The sequence below is a fragment of the Polycladidibacter hongkongensis genome (assembly GCF_001561995.1).
GTDB lineage: Bacteria > Pseudomonadota > Alphaproteobacteria > Rhizobiales > Stappiaceae > Pseudovibrio > Pseudovibrio hongkongensis.
Genome location: NZ_LLWC01000036.1, coordinates 1 through 13,363 on the forward strand (window position 1 = coordinate 1; position 13,363 = coordinate 13,363).

The window sequence follows — 13,363 nt, forward strand, 5'->3', positions numbered from 1 at the left end:
GGGACAGGTCGTAAGAACGGCTAGCCTCGGCCACCGTCGTCTTGCCCTGCAGGATCTCAATAACAAGCGCCGATTTGCGCTTCGCTGTCCAGCGCTTGAAACCGTCTTCCAATGTCTCACTCATCGCTACCATTTTCCTCACTGTAGCATGAGCAGGAATGCACTGGGTCAATACAAAAGCAGCGCGTGGTGCGTTGAGGGTCATAGTCGTGTTTCACCTGCCCGCTAGTTTCTGGCGTTATGGCATTGAATAGATTCAGATCGATCCCAACACGGTTTGCCTCTGCAAGGATATGGTCACGTCGTGGTTTGTTGCTTTCCACATTAATCGCAAGGTACTTGATCACATTTAAAACCCTGAAATAAAAAACATCACAATAAAATACAACTAAAACTGTATTACACAATAATATTATAGAAAATACAATACATAAGAATTATATCAGCAATGCCTGAGTGAAACTAATTTGTCATTTGTATGCGCATTAGAATTTATACTTCGCACTGCAGTAGGTAAGGCCTTAATATCCAATCGTTTAGAACGAACAAATTTCTGACACTTTCCCCCAAGACTACGCAACTAACTCCAACACTAGTGTTTAAGTTAGACTGAATACTAGTATCCAATTTTAAGCTTCAATTCTGCATAGCGTTTTAAAACACTTGACACCAATCGAAGTAGCCTTGTTCGATACTTATCAAAAGTACTTTTCCCTGGTTCATGCTTGTAATTTCGCAAGCCAATATCCGTGTATAAAGGATTAGAAGGATCGTGACATTGTCTTGTTCTTGTTGGATAAGGGATTACTGCAAAAACATCCGCGCCGTGTATGTAAGATCTATCCATTAGCACGTCGACCGCCATATGCATTGATGCACAATAACACACAAGCTTTTCCGCCGCTGCTTTTGTCACTAGGTAGCACCCAGCATCCAATGGGCCATAAGCTAACTTGTAGAGATCATAGTCGCCAGATAGTTCTTGCTGCTTGCGCATGGGGCGTTGGTGCTGACCGCTTAATTTAATGAAACCCGTCTTTTCAAGAGGGCATTGCGCTATAATGGCTTTAATATCTGTTTTAATTTCCAGATCATCTTCTAGAATAACGTAGGCATCTGCTTCTTGATCTTCCAACAGATTGCGCCACAACTGTAGGTGCGAAAGCCCACATGCTAATTCTGTCGGCATTAAGCGCCGCCCCCAATGGCGAATTGCTTTTTTATGTTGATAGGTATTTGGAACTTTATCCAGCGTTGCTGGCGTAATAGCCCTATGAATCTGTAGGGGAATATCAAACTGCGCAGCTTGCTCTAATATTCTTTCCCGGCGATGAGTGTTTGCCTCAACATTAATAGCAAAGTACCTGATCTTCATAATCGTGCCCCCAATTTATACCGGTGTTGTAACCTTATAGAATTGGGAGCACAATGGTTGGCTCAGGTCTAATCTTCGCGCGTAAACATCAAAAACGATGCACAAACGCGGCCATGGCGGTCGCGCCGGTTTTGCCGCTTTGGTAGCCTTCGTTAAAGCTCACATGGCCGCCAAGGCGCATGTTGGTGTTTTCTGACAGTTGTGTTGCATAGTCGAAACCAACATCGAATTGCCGCGCCTCTGGCTTCAAAGACAGATCAATCTCTTTGAAGAGCACTTCACCGTCTATGGTCCTGCCGCTTGCAAGCTTCAATTTCGCTTGACCACTTTCGATATACAAAGGTTGCATTAGCGAGAAGGTTAGCTTGTCGCCTTTTGCAAAAACCTCACTTTTTGCAAGGGCAATCTGGTAGGATGACGAAACCGTCGTGCCTTGCGGCGTAAGGAAAAAATTGCCTTGACCTGTCGTCATACCAATCTGAACACCTGCGGAGAACTCCAAACCACCGACTGGCAATGAGTATCCGGCCGCTAAAACACCCGATGTACCAGAAAAATCTTCACCGTTTTCCTGCGATAATCCAAAGTATGAGCCTTGCTCTCGCAATGCCGCAGCGGAAAAACTCATGCGCCCGGCCTCAGGAAAATCAAAGGACCGACTGAAGCCTAATGCAAAACGCTCTTGATTTTGTTCTGTGGTGTCGATGAGGGAAAACGCCGCAAAAGAACCATTTTCCATCTTGTAGTTTAGGCCTGCGCCAAGGCCATTGCTGGCAAAGCTAAGCAAACTGTCAGGTGCGTTAGAGATTGGGCTTTGATTGGCTGTAAAGCCCATAGATGCGGAAATCTCCGCAGCACTGCCTGCACCAAGGCTCATTCCCGGAACAGAGGGGGCAGCTATTTGACTGGAAAAAGACAGCGATTGGAAACCGAGACTCTCCGATTGCGGTCTGGCTGTTGCCTTTAGAAGATTAGTTAACCCGTCCGCAGTTGATTGCTTTACTTCTTCTTGAATTAGGGTGTCGGCGCCCACATAAAAGTCAGTGCCCAAAGCGTCAAACAACGCCACGTTGGTAGATTTTAGCTGTGTTTTTATAGTTCCTGACAACGCCGCGGGTGCGGATAATGTTGCTTCTGCAACGGGCACTCTGCCATGAACCGCGCTTTCTGATTTAACCAAAGCTAGCTTACCGATGGGCAACAGTGCTGCTTTTAGGTCCATAAAGCCGTGACCAAATTCTTCACTGTAAGCATGCGTGATACCATCGCCAAAGTTCACCGAGCCTTGTTTGACAAAGTTCTTAAAGTTATTGTTTGCAGATGCTAAAATGCGGTCTATCCACTCAGAAGGCTGTAGGCGGGGGAAAGCCTGCGCTAGGATTGCGATTGCGCCAGCAACTTGCGGCGTGGCATGTGATGTTCCGCCCGTACCGGCATAATCATTATCTGCGGTTCCAGTCAGCCTATCGATTTTTGCTGTGGTGATATTGCCATTGGCGGTGATACAGTATCTGGCAGTTTCCCAACATTTGCTCGAATGGCGTCGTAGTGTGGTACCTGCATCTACTACCGATCTCTGATAGTAGATGCCACTTGCTGGCACATAAAGTGTTGGAGAGGCATTTGCAACCGTTATCCAGTTGTCTTCCAGTAGTGGGAAAAACAGAGGCAGACTGGTGTTGATGTCCGCGCTTGGTAGCGCTTCATTGTTACTATGAGCAAACAGGGTAACGCCCTGCAGGCCAAATCGAATTTGTTCAAATACATAATCCCTGACTGTCGCACCTCTACTTCCCCAACCAAGCACATTTTCAATTGCCACTTCAGCAGAGTTTCCCAGCAATCGGTTCGCAACAACATCATCGTGGGTTTTTTCATCTCCCGTCACGTTTTGTACCCAACCCCAAGAGTTGGTTTGTACCGTTGCACCTGAGTCGATCGCTCGTTCAACAGCTTTTGTGTATCCTTCCACATTGGTTATCAACGTCAGGCTCGCCTCAGGCGCGACCCCCATCATGCCCTTGCCGTCTTTTTTTCCAGCTGCAGCTGCTGCGACACCAGTACCGTGTTGTAACTTATCCATTCGATTAGGATCAGCGACATTCGTGTTACCGCCTGCTAGTACACTCTTTCCCTGAATTTCCTGATGTGATTGCACAAAACCACTGTCAATTACAGCAATTCTAACGCCTCGCCCATAGAGCCCTAGTGCATGTGCGTAATGTATATTTGCATGATAATATGGGTTGGTTGCATTGTTACTACGACCAACTTTCTGATACTCAGCAAGGTTTCTGGCATTAATCAGCTTAACTGCGTCAACCGCCGCCGTTGTCGCAATATAATGGTCATTTGCGAGGTCACCAACACCGGCCGGAGCTGGGGCAGGAGCTGGGGCCGGAGCCGGAGCCGGAGCGCCGCCACCACCACCACCGCCAGCGGGTGGCGGGCTATAACCACCGCCACCGCCACCGCCACCGCCTCCTCCGCCACACGCGGTGAGGGCTGTGCAAACGAGAAGAATGGCGGATAGCCGATGGAGTGAAAGTGAGCGCGACATAACAATAGCCCCTGAATTCTAACTAAGTATATTAGGCAATACAATTTAAGATTGTGGTTAAAGAAACAATAAGACTTTCAACTTTAGGTTGTGTAAAGCTGAATATCCACATCTATTTCGAGATACTCTTGAAAAACACGAGCGTAATCTCGACATTGCAACAGCACAGAAAAATGGAGAAACGTTAGATGCTTGTTACGACCACGGATAATTTAGAGGGAAAGCAAATTACTGAATACAAGGGCCTTGTTGTCGGCGAGGCGATTCTTGGGGCCAATGTTTTCAAAGATTTATTTGCCAGTATTCGTGATATTGTCGGCGGGCGCTCTGGAGCCTATGAGCAGGAGCTGGAAAAAGCCCGCGGGATTGCTTTGTCAGAGATGCAAGCTAAAGCGCAGTATTTGGGCGCTAATGCGGTGGTTGGTGTTGACCTTGACTATGAGACGGTGGGCCAAGGTGGTTCCATGCTGATGGTGACGGCTGCTGGAACAGCGGTTGTTTATCGCTAAGCCCCGCAGCGCGGTTATAGGTTGCGGTGAGGCGATGTCGCTGCGCTTCGGCGGCCTCTAGTCTGTTTCGGTAAATAGGCAAGTTGCAGGTTTTGCTTTAAAGTCGCCCCCTGCAACTTATTGGAAATAGGCGAAGATGGCGATAACACCAACGCAACTTGATCGCGTAAGCGCGCAGCTTACCGACGACCTGCTAACGGGGAAACGCGCGGCATTGGCCCGTGCAATCACCCTTGTTGAATCAAAGCGCGCCGACCATCGCCGCCAAGCCGAAGCGCTGCTTTCACAGCTTATGCCGCACACAGGCAAGGCGTTTCGCGTGGGCATTACCGGAGTTCCCGGAGTTGGCAAATCAACCACAATTGACAATCTAGGCTCCATGCTCACCAAAGCAGGGCACAAGGTGGCGGTGCTTGCCGTGGACCCCTCCTCCACCCGCTCTGGCGGCGCTATATTGGGCGATAAAACGCGCATGGCCAAGCTGGCCTATGACGACAATGCCTATATTCGCCCCTCTCCTTCAGCGGGCACGCTTGGAGGCGTTGCGAGCAAAACACGCGAAACGATGCTGCTATGCGAAGCGGTGGGCTTTGATGTCATTCTGGTAGAAACCGTTGGCATTGGACAATCTGAAACCACCGTGGCGCAAATGGTCGATTGCTTCTTGGTGATGATGTTGCCGGGAGCGGGGGATGAGTTGCAAGGTATCAAAAAAGGCGTACTTGAAGTTGCCGATCTTATCGCTGTCAACAAAGCCGATGGCGAGGGAGCTGCTCGGGCGCGATCGGCGGCAAGCGCCTACAAGGCAGCACTGAGCATGATGGCACCCCGTTCGCAGCGTTGGCGGGTGCCGGTCACCACGATGTCAGGGCTGACGGGCGAGGACCTGGACAGGCTGTGGCGGCTTGCGCTGGATTATAAAGCTGCAATGCAGGAAAGCGGTGCCTTTGCAAGGCGACGCCAAAACCAGCAAGTGGACTGGATGTGGGAGATGATCGAGGCGCATCTGCGCAACAGTTTCCAAGAGGCGGAGGCGGTTTCGCAAGAACTGCCGCAGATCATGCAAGCAGTGCGCAGCGGCACCTTGCCAGCCACGGCGGCAGTTTCAAAGCTGCTCGCCGCGTTTCATGGCAACTGAGGGCCAGCATTCGTGCCGCGCCACTCAGCTGTTGCACTTCGCAAGCCAGACGGTGCGGATTACAAATCTTTCGGCGCTTGGAGCTGACGCATAACATCATCCACCACGCGCACATCCCCCACATGGCGTTTGCTGAAATTATGCAGTGGCTGGCTGAGCCACGGCTTCAGGCCGTTGTGCTCTTTGTTGTCCAGCTTCAGCAGGCCAGCGAGCACCCCGGCCATCATGGCCTCGGCCCCACGGGTGCCGCCATCATCGCACTTTAGCGCCACGCCAAAGCCCAGCTCCGGCAAAGAAGCGCAGAACACGCCTTCAGCACCGGTTTTCAGGAAAGCACGACCTTTGAATAGATCCATAACACTGGTGCAGAAACGGTCTCGCCCTGCAACCATGTAAGGCTCGTTAACGCAGGCCTCGTAGAGTTGTTCACACGCCTCGGCCCGCAGCGGCGCCAGCCCCGCACCAGTGCCGAACTTGGCAAAGGCATGCGCTGTTTTTTGCAGCTCAATCGCGTAGGTGGGGATAGAGCATCCGTCCAAGCCGCAATTGTCGTGGCCTAGAATACCGCCGGTCATCTCCTCAACCACCTGGCGCAGCTCTCGCTGAACGGGGTGGTCATAGTCAACGTAGTTTTCCGTTGGGATGCCGAGCGTTTTTGCCATGGCCAAAAAACCCGCATGCTTGCCTGAGCAGTTGTTGTGCAGCGGGCATGGGCTTTGGTCGGTTTTAACGAGTTCGAACTGATCCTGCATATGCTTGGGCCATTGCACACCACAAAGGAGCGCACTTTCGTCTAGCCCGGCTTTGCGCAACATCCCACGGGCGGTATTGGCGTGAATTTGTTCGCCATTGTGGGAGGAACAAGCCAGTGCCAGCTCAGCTTCGTCAAAATCTAGCGCCTCGGCTGCACCGCTCTCGATTAGGGGGATTGCCTGCAGTGCTTTTACGGCAGAGCGGGGAAACACAGATGCGCTGACATCGCCGATAGCGTGCACGGTAGCACCGGTTTCATCGACAATAGCAATTGCTCCGCGGTGCCGGCTTTCAACAGAGTTGCCGCGGATGACTTCAACTAGGACAGGGTTAGACATGCTGGTATTCCAAAGTATTAGCGGGAGCAAGGTTTCCCTGCACCCCTCAGGTAAAGGTGTTTTTTATGTTTCGTTTTCTTGTAGCGTTTTAAGCGATCGCAGGGCTGGCCATGCCGACAAACGCTCCAACGCTTCTTCTAATAGTGGTTTTGACTTACAAATACAAAAGCGAATGTGGCTGGAGGGCGCATCAGACACATAAAAAGCAGAGAGCGGCACAGCGGCAACGCCTGCTTCTTTCACCATTTTTTCGCATAGGGCCACATCTGATGCTTCGTTAGCTTCCGCTTGTTCTGCCACCAGCCCAAGCGGGCGCACATCACAGGTGAGGAAATATGTGCCATCACACGGGGAGAGGGAAAAGCCAAGCTTTGTAAGCCCTGCGGCGAGCAGGTCACGCTTTTCGCTCAGGTCCTGTGCCAGTTTAGTAAAGTACTCCGAGGGCATTTGCAGGCCGTGTGCAACGGCGGCTTGTAAATGCGGCGGGGTGGTGAAAGTAACAAACTGGTGCGCTTTGGCGATAGGGTCCAGCAAGTGCGGAGCGGCCGTGATGTAACCCACCTTCCAGCCGGTCATTGAAAAGGTTTTCCCAGCGGAGCCAATACGCACGGTGCGATCTCGCATGCCCGGTAGGCTCATCAGTGGTATATGGCGGTGCCCGTCAAAGGTAATATGTTCGTAAACCTCATCACAGATCGCGTAGCAATCATTCTCAACAATCAGCTGTGAAAGAACGTTAAGTTCTGTTTGGCTGAAGACTTTGCCAACGGGATTCATTGGGTTGTTGATGAGGATAGCCTTGGTGTTTTCGTTAAACGCCTCGGCCAGCGCCTGCAAATCCAACTGCCAATCAGGCGCAGAAAGGCGCACACGGCGCGGAATGCCACCGGCGCGCTGCACCAGCGGCAGGTAGCAATCATATAGCGGTTCGATAAGGATCACCTCATCGCCCGGCTCCACCAGCGCCATCAAGCTATCGGCCAAGGCTTCGGTTGCCCCAGAGGTAACAAGCACTTCGCTTGCCGGATCAACATCTAGATCATAAAAGCGCTTGTTGTGTGCAGCCACCGCTGCGCGCAGCTCTGGCACGCCGAGCATTGGGGGATACTGGTTCGGACCACTTGCCAGCTTTTTTCCCGCCGCCTCAAGCATTTCAGTCGGCCCGTCGGCATCTGGAAACCCCTGCCCTAGATTGATAGCAGAGTGCTCACGCGCCAGCACAGACATATGCTCAAAAATAGTCGTCTTAATGCCGGTGAACAGAGGATTGGTCGGCTTCATAAAGGCACTCCGCGAATTAATTTTGGTGCTGCAGCTAACGCTAGCTATTTTGGCAGCATGATGATGAGCGACGACGCGTCTACGTATATTCCTCGATTTTCCACTGTATATATGGGAAAAGATCGTTAGGTCCTGTACCAAGTAGCTGCCGCTTTGTTCGAAAATACGCTCTGCACGGCAACCGGTTAGCTGCATCTTCACGCTAGCCGCCCCGCTCCATGACACAGCAGCACTAGAAAATTCAGTTTAAAACGTTTCCATCGCATCCGGTTTTGCCTATAAGGGCGAGAATGCTTTCGTGGGATGGCCTTGTTCTTTGCAAAACCTTTGCTTGGGTTTCATAGAGCCTTTAAGAAACTGCGATAGCCCTGCAAACAACGAAATTTGAAAAACAAAAGGAGATGCCGTTGCATTCTTCCGGCGAGGCGCCTGCGCCATCCTCATCCTCCCCCTATTCACTCAGCTCGCTTAAAACGGAAATTTTGTCAGGGCTGACCGTGGCACTGGCCTTGGTTCCGGAAGCTGTGGCTTTTGCCTTTGTGGCTCATGTACATCCACTTGTTGGCCTCTACGCAGCCTTTATTGTTGGCTTGATCACCGCATTGTTTGGCGGCCGGCCGGGGATGATCTCCGGGGCAACCGGCGCACTGGCAGTGGTCATGGTGTCGCTCGTGGTCACCCATGGGGTGGAGTATCTGTTCGCCACGGTCGTGCTTATGGGCATTTTGCAGGTCGCCTTTGGCGTGCTGCGCTGGGGCAAATTTATCCGCATGGTGCCGCACCCGGTGATGCTGGGCTTTGTAAACGGGCTGGCGATCGTGATTTTCCTTGCCCAGTTGACCCAGTTTAAAACACCAGATCCGGTTTCGGGCGACATGATGTGGCTACAAGGCTACGACATGGCGCTGATGCTTGGCCTTGTGGGGTTGACCATGCTGGTGGTGTGGGGCCTGCCGAAGATCACTAATATCGTACCGGCGCCGCTGGCTGGCATTCTGGTGGTGTCCGGTGTGGTGATTGGCCTTGGTCTGGAAGTGAACACTGTTGGTGATATGGCATCCATTGCCGGTGGCTTGCCTCAATTTCACATACCAATGGTGCCGCTGAGCCTTGAAACCTTGCAGATCATTTTCCCGTACGCCTTGATCTTAGCGGCAATTGGCCTGATCGAAAGCCTGTTGACGCTCAACCTTGTGAGCGAAATGACTGGCAAACGGGGCGGTGCTTCTAAAGAGTGCTTGGCACAAGGCGCGGCAAACATCGTCACCGGCTTCTTTGGTGGCATGGGCGGTTGTGCGATGATTGGCCAGTCGATGATCAACGTGAAGTCCGGTGGTCGCACCCGTATCGCCGGGACCTGTGCGGCGCTGTTCCTGCTGATCTTCATTCTGTTTGCATCGCCCTTGATTGAGCAAATCCCGCTGGCGGCGCTGGTTGGGGTGATGTTTATGGTGGTTGTAGGCACGTTTGCTTGGAACACCTTCAAGATCCTGCACAAAATTCCGAAAACCGATGCCATCGTGATTGCCTTGGTCACCGGCGTGACTGTGTATTCGGATTTGGCCGTTGCTGTGGTGGTCGGTGTGATTGTTTCTGCGCTGGCCTATGCATGGAACGCTTCCAAACGCATCGCGGCACAAACAACAGTGAACTCCGAGGGGCAGAAAATCTACAAGCTGGAAGGGCCGCTGTTCTTCGGTTCGGCCTCTGGCTTCCAAGAGATTTTCGATCCGCTTGGGGATCCAAATGACGTGATCGTCGACTTTATCAATTCACGGGTGGTGGATCATTCTGCGCTTGAGGCCATCGACGCATTGGCGACCCGCTATGAAGCACAAGGGAAAACCTTGCACTTGCGGCACCTGACGCCGGATTGTAAGCGCCTGCTCAAGCGCGCCGGACGTATGGTCGAGGTTTCTGTACTGGAAGACCCAAGCTATGGTGTCGCGGTGGATTACCACGGTGAGATCGATGTACCACAACCGCAAAAAGCCTAGGGCTTTTTAGCGGGGGACACTGTAAAAGGAGGCGCAGCGCGCCTCCTTTTTCCGTTTGCAGCCCAGCCCTTTTGTTACTCGTAGAATTGTCCAGTGGACATCAAAGGGCTTATAGATCCTGTGGTACCAAAGCCTATTAACCGCCTGCGTGTATGCTGGTGCCTTGTTGAGCAACTGGCAGGAACACTTGCAGGGATCATGGGAGCACGCGCGTATAGTCTGACCATTTTGCTATCTCTAAGCAGTTGCGCCTTGGTGCTGTTGGTGGGGGCGGCGTTTTTCGCGCTGAACTGGTACAGCGCCCGTGTCAACTTGGAGAAGAGCCTCGGCCTGCTGGCCACAACGCGCATGGCGCAGATGGAGCGGGACATCCGCTATGCAGTGACCGGCATAGAGCATCAAGCCGCCTACGCAGCACGAGGCTATCTTGATGGATCGCTTGTCATTGATACGCAGGAAGAGCTGGATGCCTACGGGTTCGGCATGACTTCTGCCACCAGTTACTTACAGCGGCTGTCGATCGTTGCGTTTGGTGGGCGTGTCTTTGAAATTTCGCAGGACGAAGACGCGACGGCCCACAAGACTGAGGCGGCAGCCGTACGCACGCGAAGCTTTTATACTTGGGAATCCCGCGAATATTCGCAGGCGCTCAAGATTTTGCAGCAAGGAGAAACCCCGTTCTGGCAGGGGCCGGACCTGTCTTTGCCGCCTGAGCGCCGGTTCATTCGCTATTATTATCCGATCAACAGCGGCGCCAAACCCGGACACCTGTTGATTTTCTGGTTGTCCATTGGCCGCATGTCCGCGTTGATGCAGGATCTCTCCACCCCCGATATGCTCGTTTTTTTGCTGGATAAGAACAACCAGCTGATGGCGGCGGGCTTGCCTGAGCATAGTAAAGCCAGCGGAGGGGAAGACCCTTTGCTGCTGCATTTGCATGAGGTGTTGCAGAAGGGGGAGCGCGACGCGCATTATTCCCAGATGCTGGATGCGCCCTACTCCGCGGATGTTGTGAACTACAATGACCGCGATTTTATCTTGATCCTTGGCGGAGTGCAGAGCTACGTCAAAGATCTGCATGTGAAAGTGGCGTGGACGGTGCCCCTTGACCAGCTGAGTGAGGGGCGCGAGTCTCTCATCCGGACGGGGCTTACGGCGCTTGCACTGCTTTTGTTGGCGCTGGTCGCGGCGGCGGTGGTAGCCATTCGTCTGTCGGCCCCTGTGCGACGGGCAGCCTTGGCGGTAACGCGGGTTGGCGAGCTTGATATTCGCGAAGTACGACCACTTGATCGCTCCAGCATTCAAGAGATGAACCAGTTGACCCATGCATTTAATCGCATGCTTGGCGGTTTGAAGGCCTTCAGCCGCTACGTTCCGGTGGCCTTGGTTACGCGACTGCTACGCGAAAACCGGGTGGCCGCAGCCTCTGAGGAGCGGGTCTTGGCGGTGATGTTTACCGATATTGTCGGCTTTACCAGCCTCAGCGAACAGATGAATGCACAAGAGACCGCCTTGTTTATCAACGAGCATCTGGAGCTCATCGGCGCCGAGGTTAGCAAACGTAACGGCACCATCGACAAGTTCATAGGCGATGCCTTGATGGCGTTTTGGGGGGCGCCGGAAGCGATGCAACGTCCGGCTGTGCCTGCGGCGGATGCGGCCCTTGCCATTCGTGCCAAGATCAAGGCGGATAACACGGCGCGGCTCACACAAGGCCTGAAGCCTGTACGGGTGCGTATTGGCCTGCATGTGGGGCCACTGGTGGTGGGCGATATCGGCACCTCAGAGCGGATTAATTACACCGTGATTGGTGATACAGTAAACACCGCGGCCCGGCTTGAGAGCATGGGCAAAGAGCTCCTAGGGGATGCCGAGGTTTGCATTCTTATTTCTGGCGAGCTACGCGATATGATAGGGGCGCGCTACCAATGCACCCGGCTTGGGCATTTTCCGCTTAAAGGGAAAAGCGGTGAAACCCTGATCTATTCCCTTGATAGCAAAAGATCGAAATCTAAAAGCTAAGCGCTTGTTTTGCTTCCAAGTATGTTAAGTGCCGCCCGCTTGGTTGGTTTGCGTTGTTGCAAGGGGCGGCACCTGTACCCGGCTGCATGACGCCTTAAGCGTCAGTTCTGGAGAGGGGCAGCTTGGCAGTGGGTTACTTGTTGATACTGCGCGTTGTGCTTGGGCGCGGCACTCTGCCAACCCTGTATGATTGGGCAATCTGCGCCGCGCCAGTGTTGTTTGGAGCCAGTGTCAGGGGCCTGTGCTTGAAGGTCCGTGGTTGCGATCCTTTGGGCAGCAGAGCGATGGCATTGGCGTAAACTTTAAAGCAGCGCCAATTAGTTGTCGTCGCGCCAACCGCGTTTAGGGCCGCAATCATCATTATCACCATGTCTGCCGAAGAAGCCGCCGCGCTCTGCGCGCCCGTCGTGCCGGTCCATATAGCGTTTGCCGCGGCGCATATCGCGGCGTGATAGCTCGCGATCATCATCCCGGTCCAGTTTCTTTGCAATAGCGATGTGTTGCGTTTCAAACTCCTCGAATGTCACCTTTAGATCGCCATTGGCATCAAGGTGCTGGAAGCTACGTACTACCATAGGGGCCGAGAACCGCGCGGAAAGCTTGGAGAAACTATCCAGTGTAAGCGGACCATCCTTTAAAACATCATCAAGAAATGTTTTGCTTTCCTGCGGCGAGATCTTGCCATCAGCATTGGCATCGACCACATGAACGAAGCCGCTCTTTTCCCCACGCGGCCCATGAGACTTGCGGCCCCAGCCACGTTTTTTATCTCCGCTTTCAAAGCGCTGCAGAACTGCACTGAGCTCGGTGCGATCAACTTGGCCATTGCCGTCCAGATCAAGGCGTTGGAATGGGCGCACGGCTTGTTTTTTTCGTGGCATTGCAGCGGCATGCCCCTTCATCTCTTCCAGTGAGAGGGTTTTGTCGTTATTGCTATCGATTTCCTGAAAGCGTGTGGCCAAACCCTTGGCAAATTCCTTTTCGGAGATAATGTCATCCTTGTTCAGGTCGAAGCCTTGCAACATGGCAAACGACCCGCCATCGCGGCCATCGGGTCCACCGCGGCCATCACGGTCTCCAAAACCGGGAAATGCCGCGGCAGGAGCAAGGGACAGAGCGAGCAAGGAAGCGCTTATAGTCAAGATTGTGGTCGTGCGGCACGTGTTCATTGTGTTCTCCTTAGATCAGGCGATGCAGGCCCTAGAAAGCAGTGGGCGGCTTGTCGCGATGACCCAAGTAGTAGGCGGGACTTGTCGCAGAGAAATCCCGGAATTAGCGCGTTTGTGTTGCAAGGTGTCCCGAAAAAGACCGTGGTTACATCTTGTTACAGAAAAGTCTCGCAAGGGGGTGTTTTTCTAAGTCCTGCCTCTTGCGCTTGTCTGCATACTCA

The 13,363-nt window shown here is 52.8% G+C and carries 9 protein-coding genes; 4 read left to right on the forward strand and 5 right to left on the reverse strand.

All coding sequences use genetic code 11. The features are described from left to right. Nucleotides 1-616: 616 nt before the first annotated feature. Nucleotides 617-1,375 carry a glycosyltransferase family 25 protein gene (locus tag AYK82_RS15215; protein WP_068317915.1) on the reverse strand — a complete coding sequence of 253 codons (759 nt, stop codon included), beginning with the start codon at nt 1,373-1,375 and terminating at the stop codon, nt 617-619. Nucleotides 1,376-1,463: 88 nt separating this feature from the next. Continuing rightward, complete coding sequence (locus tag AYK82_RS15220; RefSeq protein WP_068317921.1) at nt 1,464-3,935, reverse strand: S8 family serine peptidase; 2,472 nt, start codon at nt 3,933-3,935, stop codon at nt 1,464-1,466. A 188-nt stretch (nt 3,936-4,123) separates the two neighbouring features. On the opposite strand from AYK82_RS15220, the gene AYK82_RS15225 reads away from it, so the two are divergent. Both AYK82_RS15225 and meaB read left to right on the forward strand, forming a co-directional pair. Beyond that, nucleotides 4,124-4,444: a heavy metal-binding domain-containing protein gene (locus AYK82_RS15225; protein WP_068317924.1), complete on the forward strand. Its 321-nt coding sequence runs from the start codon at nt 4,124-4,126 to the stop codon at nt 4,442-4,444. A 136-nt stretch (nt 4,445-4,580) separates the two neighbouring features. Next, on the forward strand, nt 4,581-5,582 hold the full coding sequence (gene meaB, locus AYK82_RS15230; RefSeq protein ID WP_068317930.1) for a methylmalonyl Co-A mutase-associated GTPase MeaB: 1,002 nt from the start codon (nt 4,581-4,583) through the stop codon (nt 5,580-5,582). A gap of 59 nt (nt 5,583-5,641) precedes the next feature. On the opposite strand, the gene AYK82_RS15235 is transcribed toward meaB, so the two are convergent. Next, nucleotides 5,642-6,673 (reverse strand): asparaginase, encoded by a 1,032-nt coding sequence (locus AYK82_RS15235; RefSeq protein WP_068317935.1) that lies wholly within the window; start codon nt 6,671-6,673, stop codon nt 5,642-5,644. Nucleotides 6,674-6,736: 63 nt separating this feature from the next. After that, nucleotides 6,737-7,954, reverse strand: coding sequence for an aminotransferase (locus AYK82_RS15240; protein WP_068317936.1), 1,218 nt, complete (start codon nt 7,952-7,954; stop codon nt 6,737-6,739). A 401-nt stretch (nt 7,955-8,355) separates the two neighbouring features. Between AYK82_RS15240 and AYK82_RS15245 the strand changes: the two genes are divergently transcribed. Further along, nucleotides 8,356-9,951, forward strand: a complete 1,596-nt coding sequence (locus AYK82_RS15245; RefSeq protein ID WP_068317941.1) for a SulP family inorganic anion transporter — start codon at nt 8,356-8,358, stop codon at nt 9,949-9,951. A gap of 93 nt (nt 9,952-10,044) precedes the next feature. Beyond that, the gene (locus tag AYK82_RS15250; RefSeq protein ID WP_068317944.1) at nt 10,045-11,973 is read left to right on the forward strand and encodes an adenylate/guanylate cyclase domain-containing protein; all 1,929 of its coding nucleotides are present in this window, start codon (nt 10,045-10,047) and stop codon (nt 11,971-11,973) included. Nucleotides 11,974-12,290: 317 nt separating this feature from the next. Here the strand turns inward: AYK82_RS15250 and AYK82_RS15255 are convergent, their stop codons facing one another. Then, nucleotides 12,291-13,142 carry an EF-hand domain-containing protein gene (locus AYK82_RS15255; RefSeq protein ID WP_068317949.1) on the reverse strand — a complete coding sequence of 284 codons (852 nt, stop codon included), beginning with the start codon at nt 13,140-13,142 and terminating at the stop codon, nt 12,291-12,293. Between the last annotated feature and the right edge of the window lie 221 nt (nt 13,143-13,363).

What these genes read in the sequence shown, in the direction of transcription:
- AYK82_RS15215 (WP_068317915.1), bottom strand. Translation starts at nt 1,375, where the DNA reads ATGAAGATCAGGTACTTTGCTATTAATGTTGAGGCAAACACTCATCGC.
- AYK82_RS15240 (WP_068317936.1), bottom strand. Translation starts at nt 7,954, where the DNA reads ATGAAGCCGACCAATCCTCTGTTCACCGGCATTAAGACGACTATTTTT.
- AYK82_RS15235 (WP_068317935.1), bottom strand. Translation starts at nt 6,673, where the DNA reads ATGTCTAACCCTGTCCTAGTTGAAGTCATCCGCGGCAACTCTGTTGAA.
- AYK82_RS15255 (WP_068317949.1), bottom strand. Translation starts at nt 13,142, where the DNA reads ATGAACACGTGCCGCACGACCACAATCTTGACTATAAGCGCTTCCTTG.
- meaB (WP_068317930.1), top strand. Translation starts at nt 4,581, where the DNA reads ATGGCGATAACACCAACGCAACTTGATCGCGTAAGCGCGCAGCTTACC.
- AYK82_RS15220 (WP_068317921.1), bottom strand. Translation starts at nt 3,935, where the DNA reads ATGTCGCGCTCACTTTCACTCCATCGGCTATCCGCCATTCTTCTCGTT.
- AYK82_RS15225 (WP_068317924.1), top strand. Translation starts at nt 4,124, where the DNA reads ATGCTTGTTACGACCACGGATAATTTAGAGGGAAAGCAAATTACTGAA.
- AYK82_RS15245 (WP_068317941.1), top strand. Translation starts at nt 8,356, where the DNA reads ATGCCGTTGCATTCTTCCGGCGAGGCGCCTGCGCCATCCTCATCCTCC.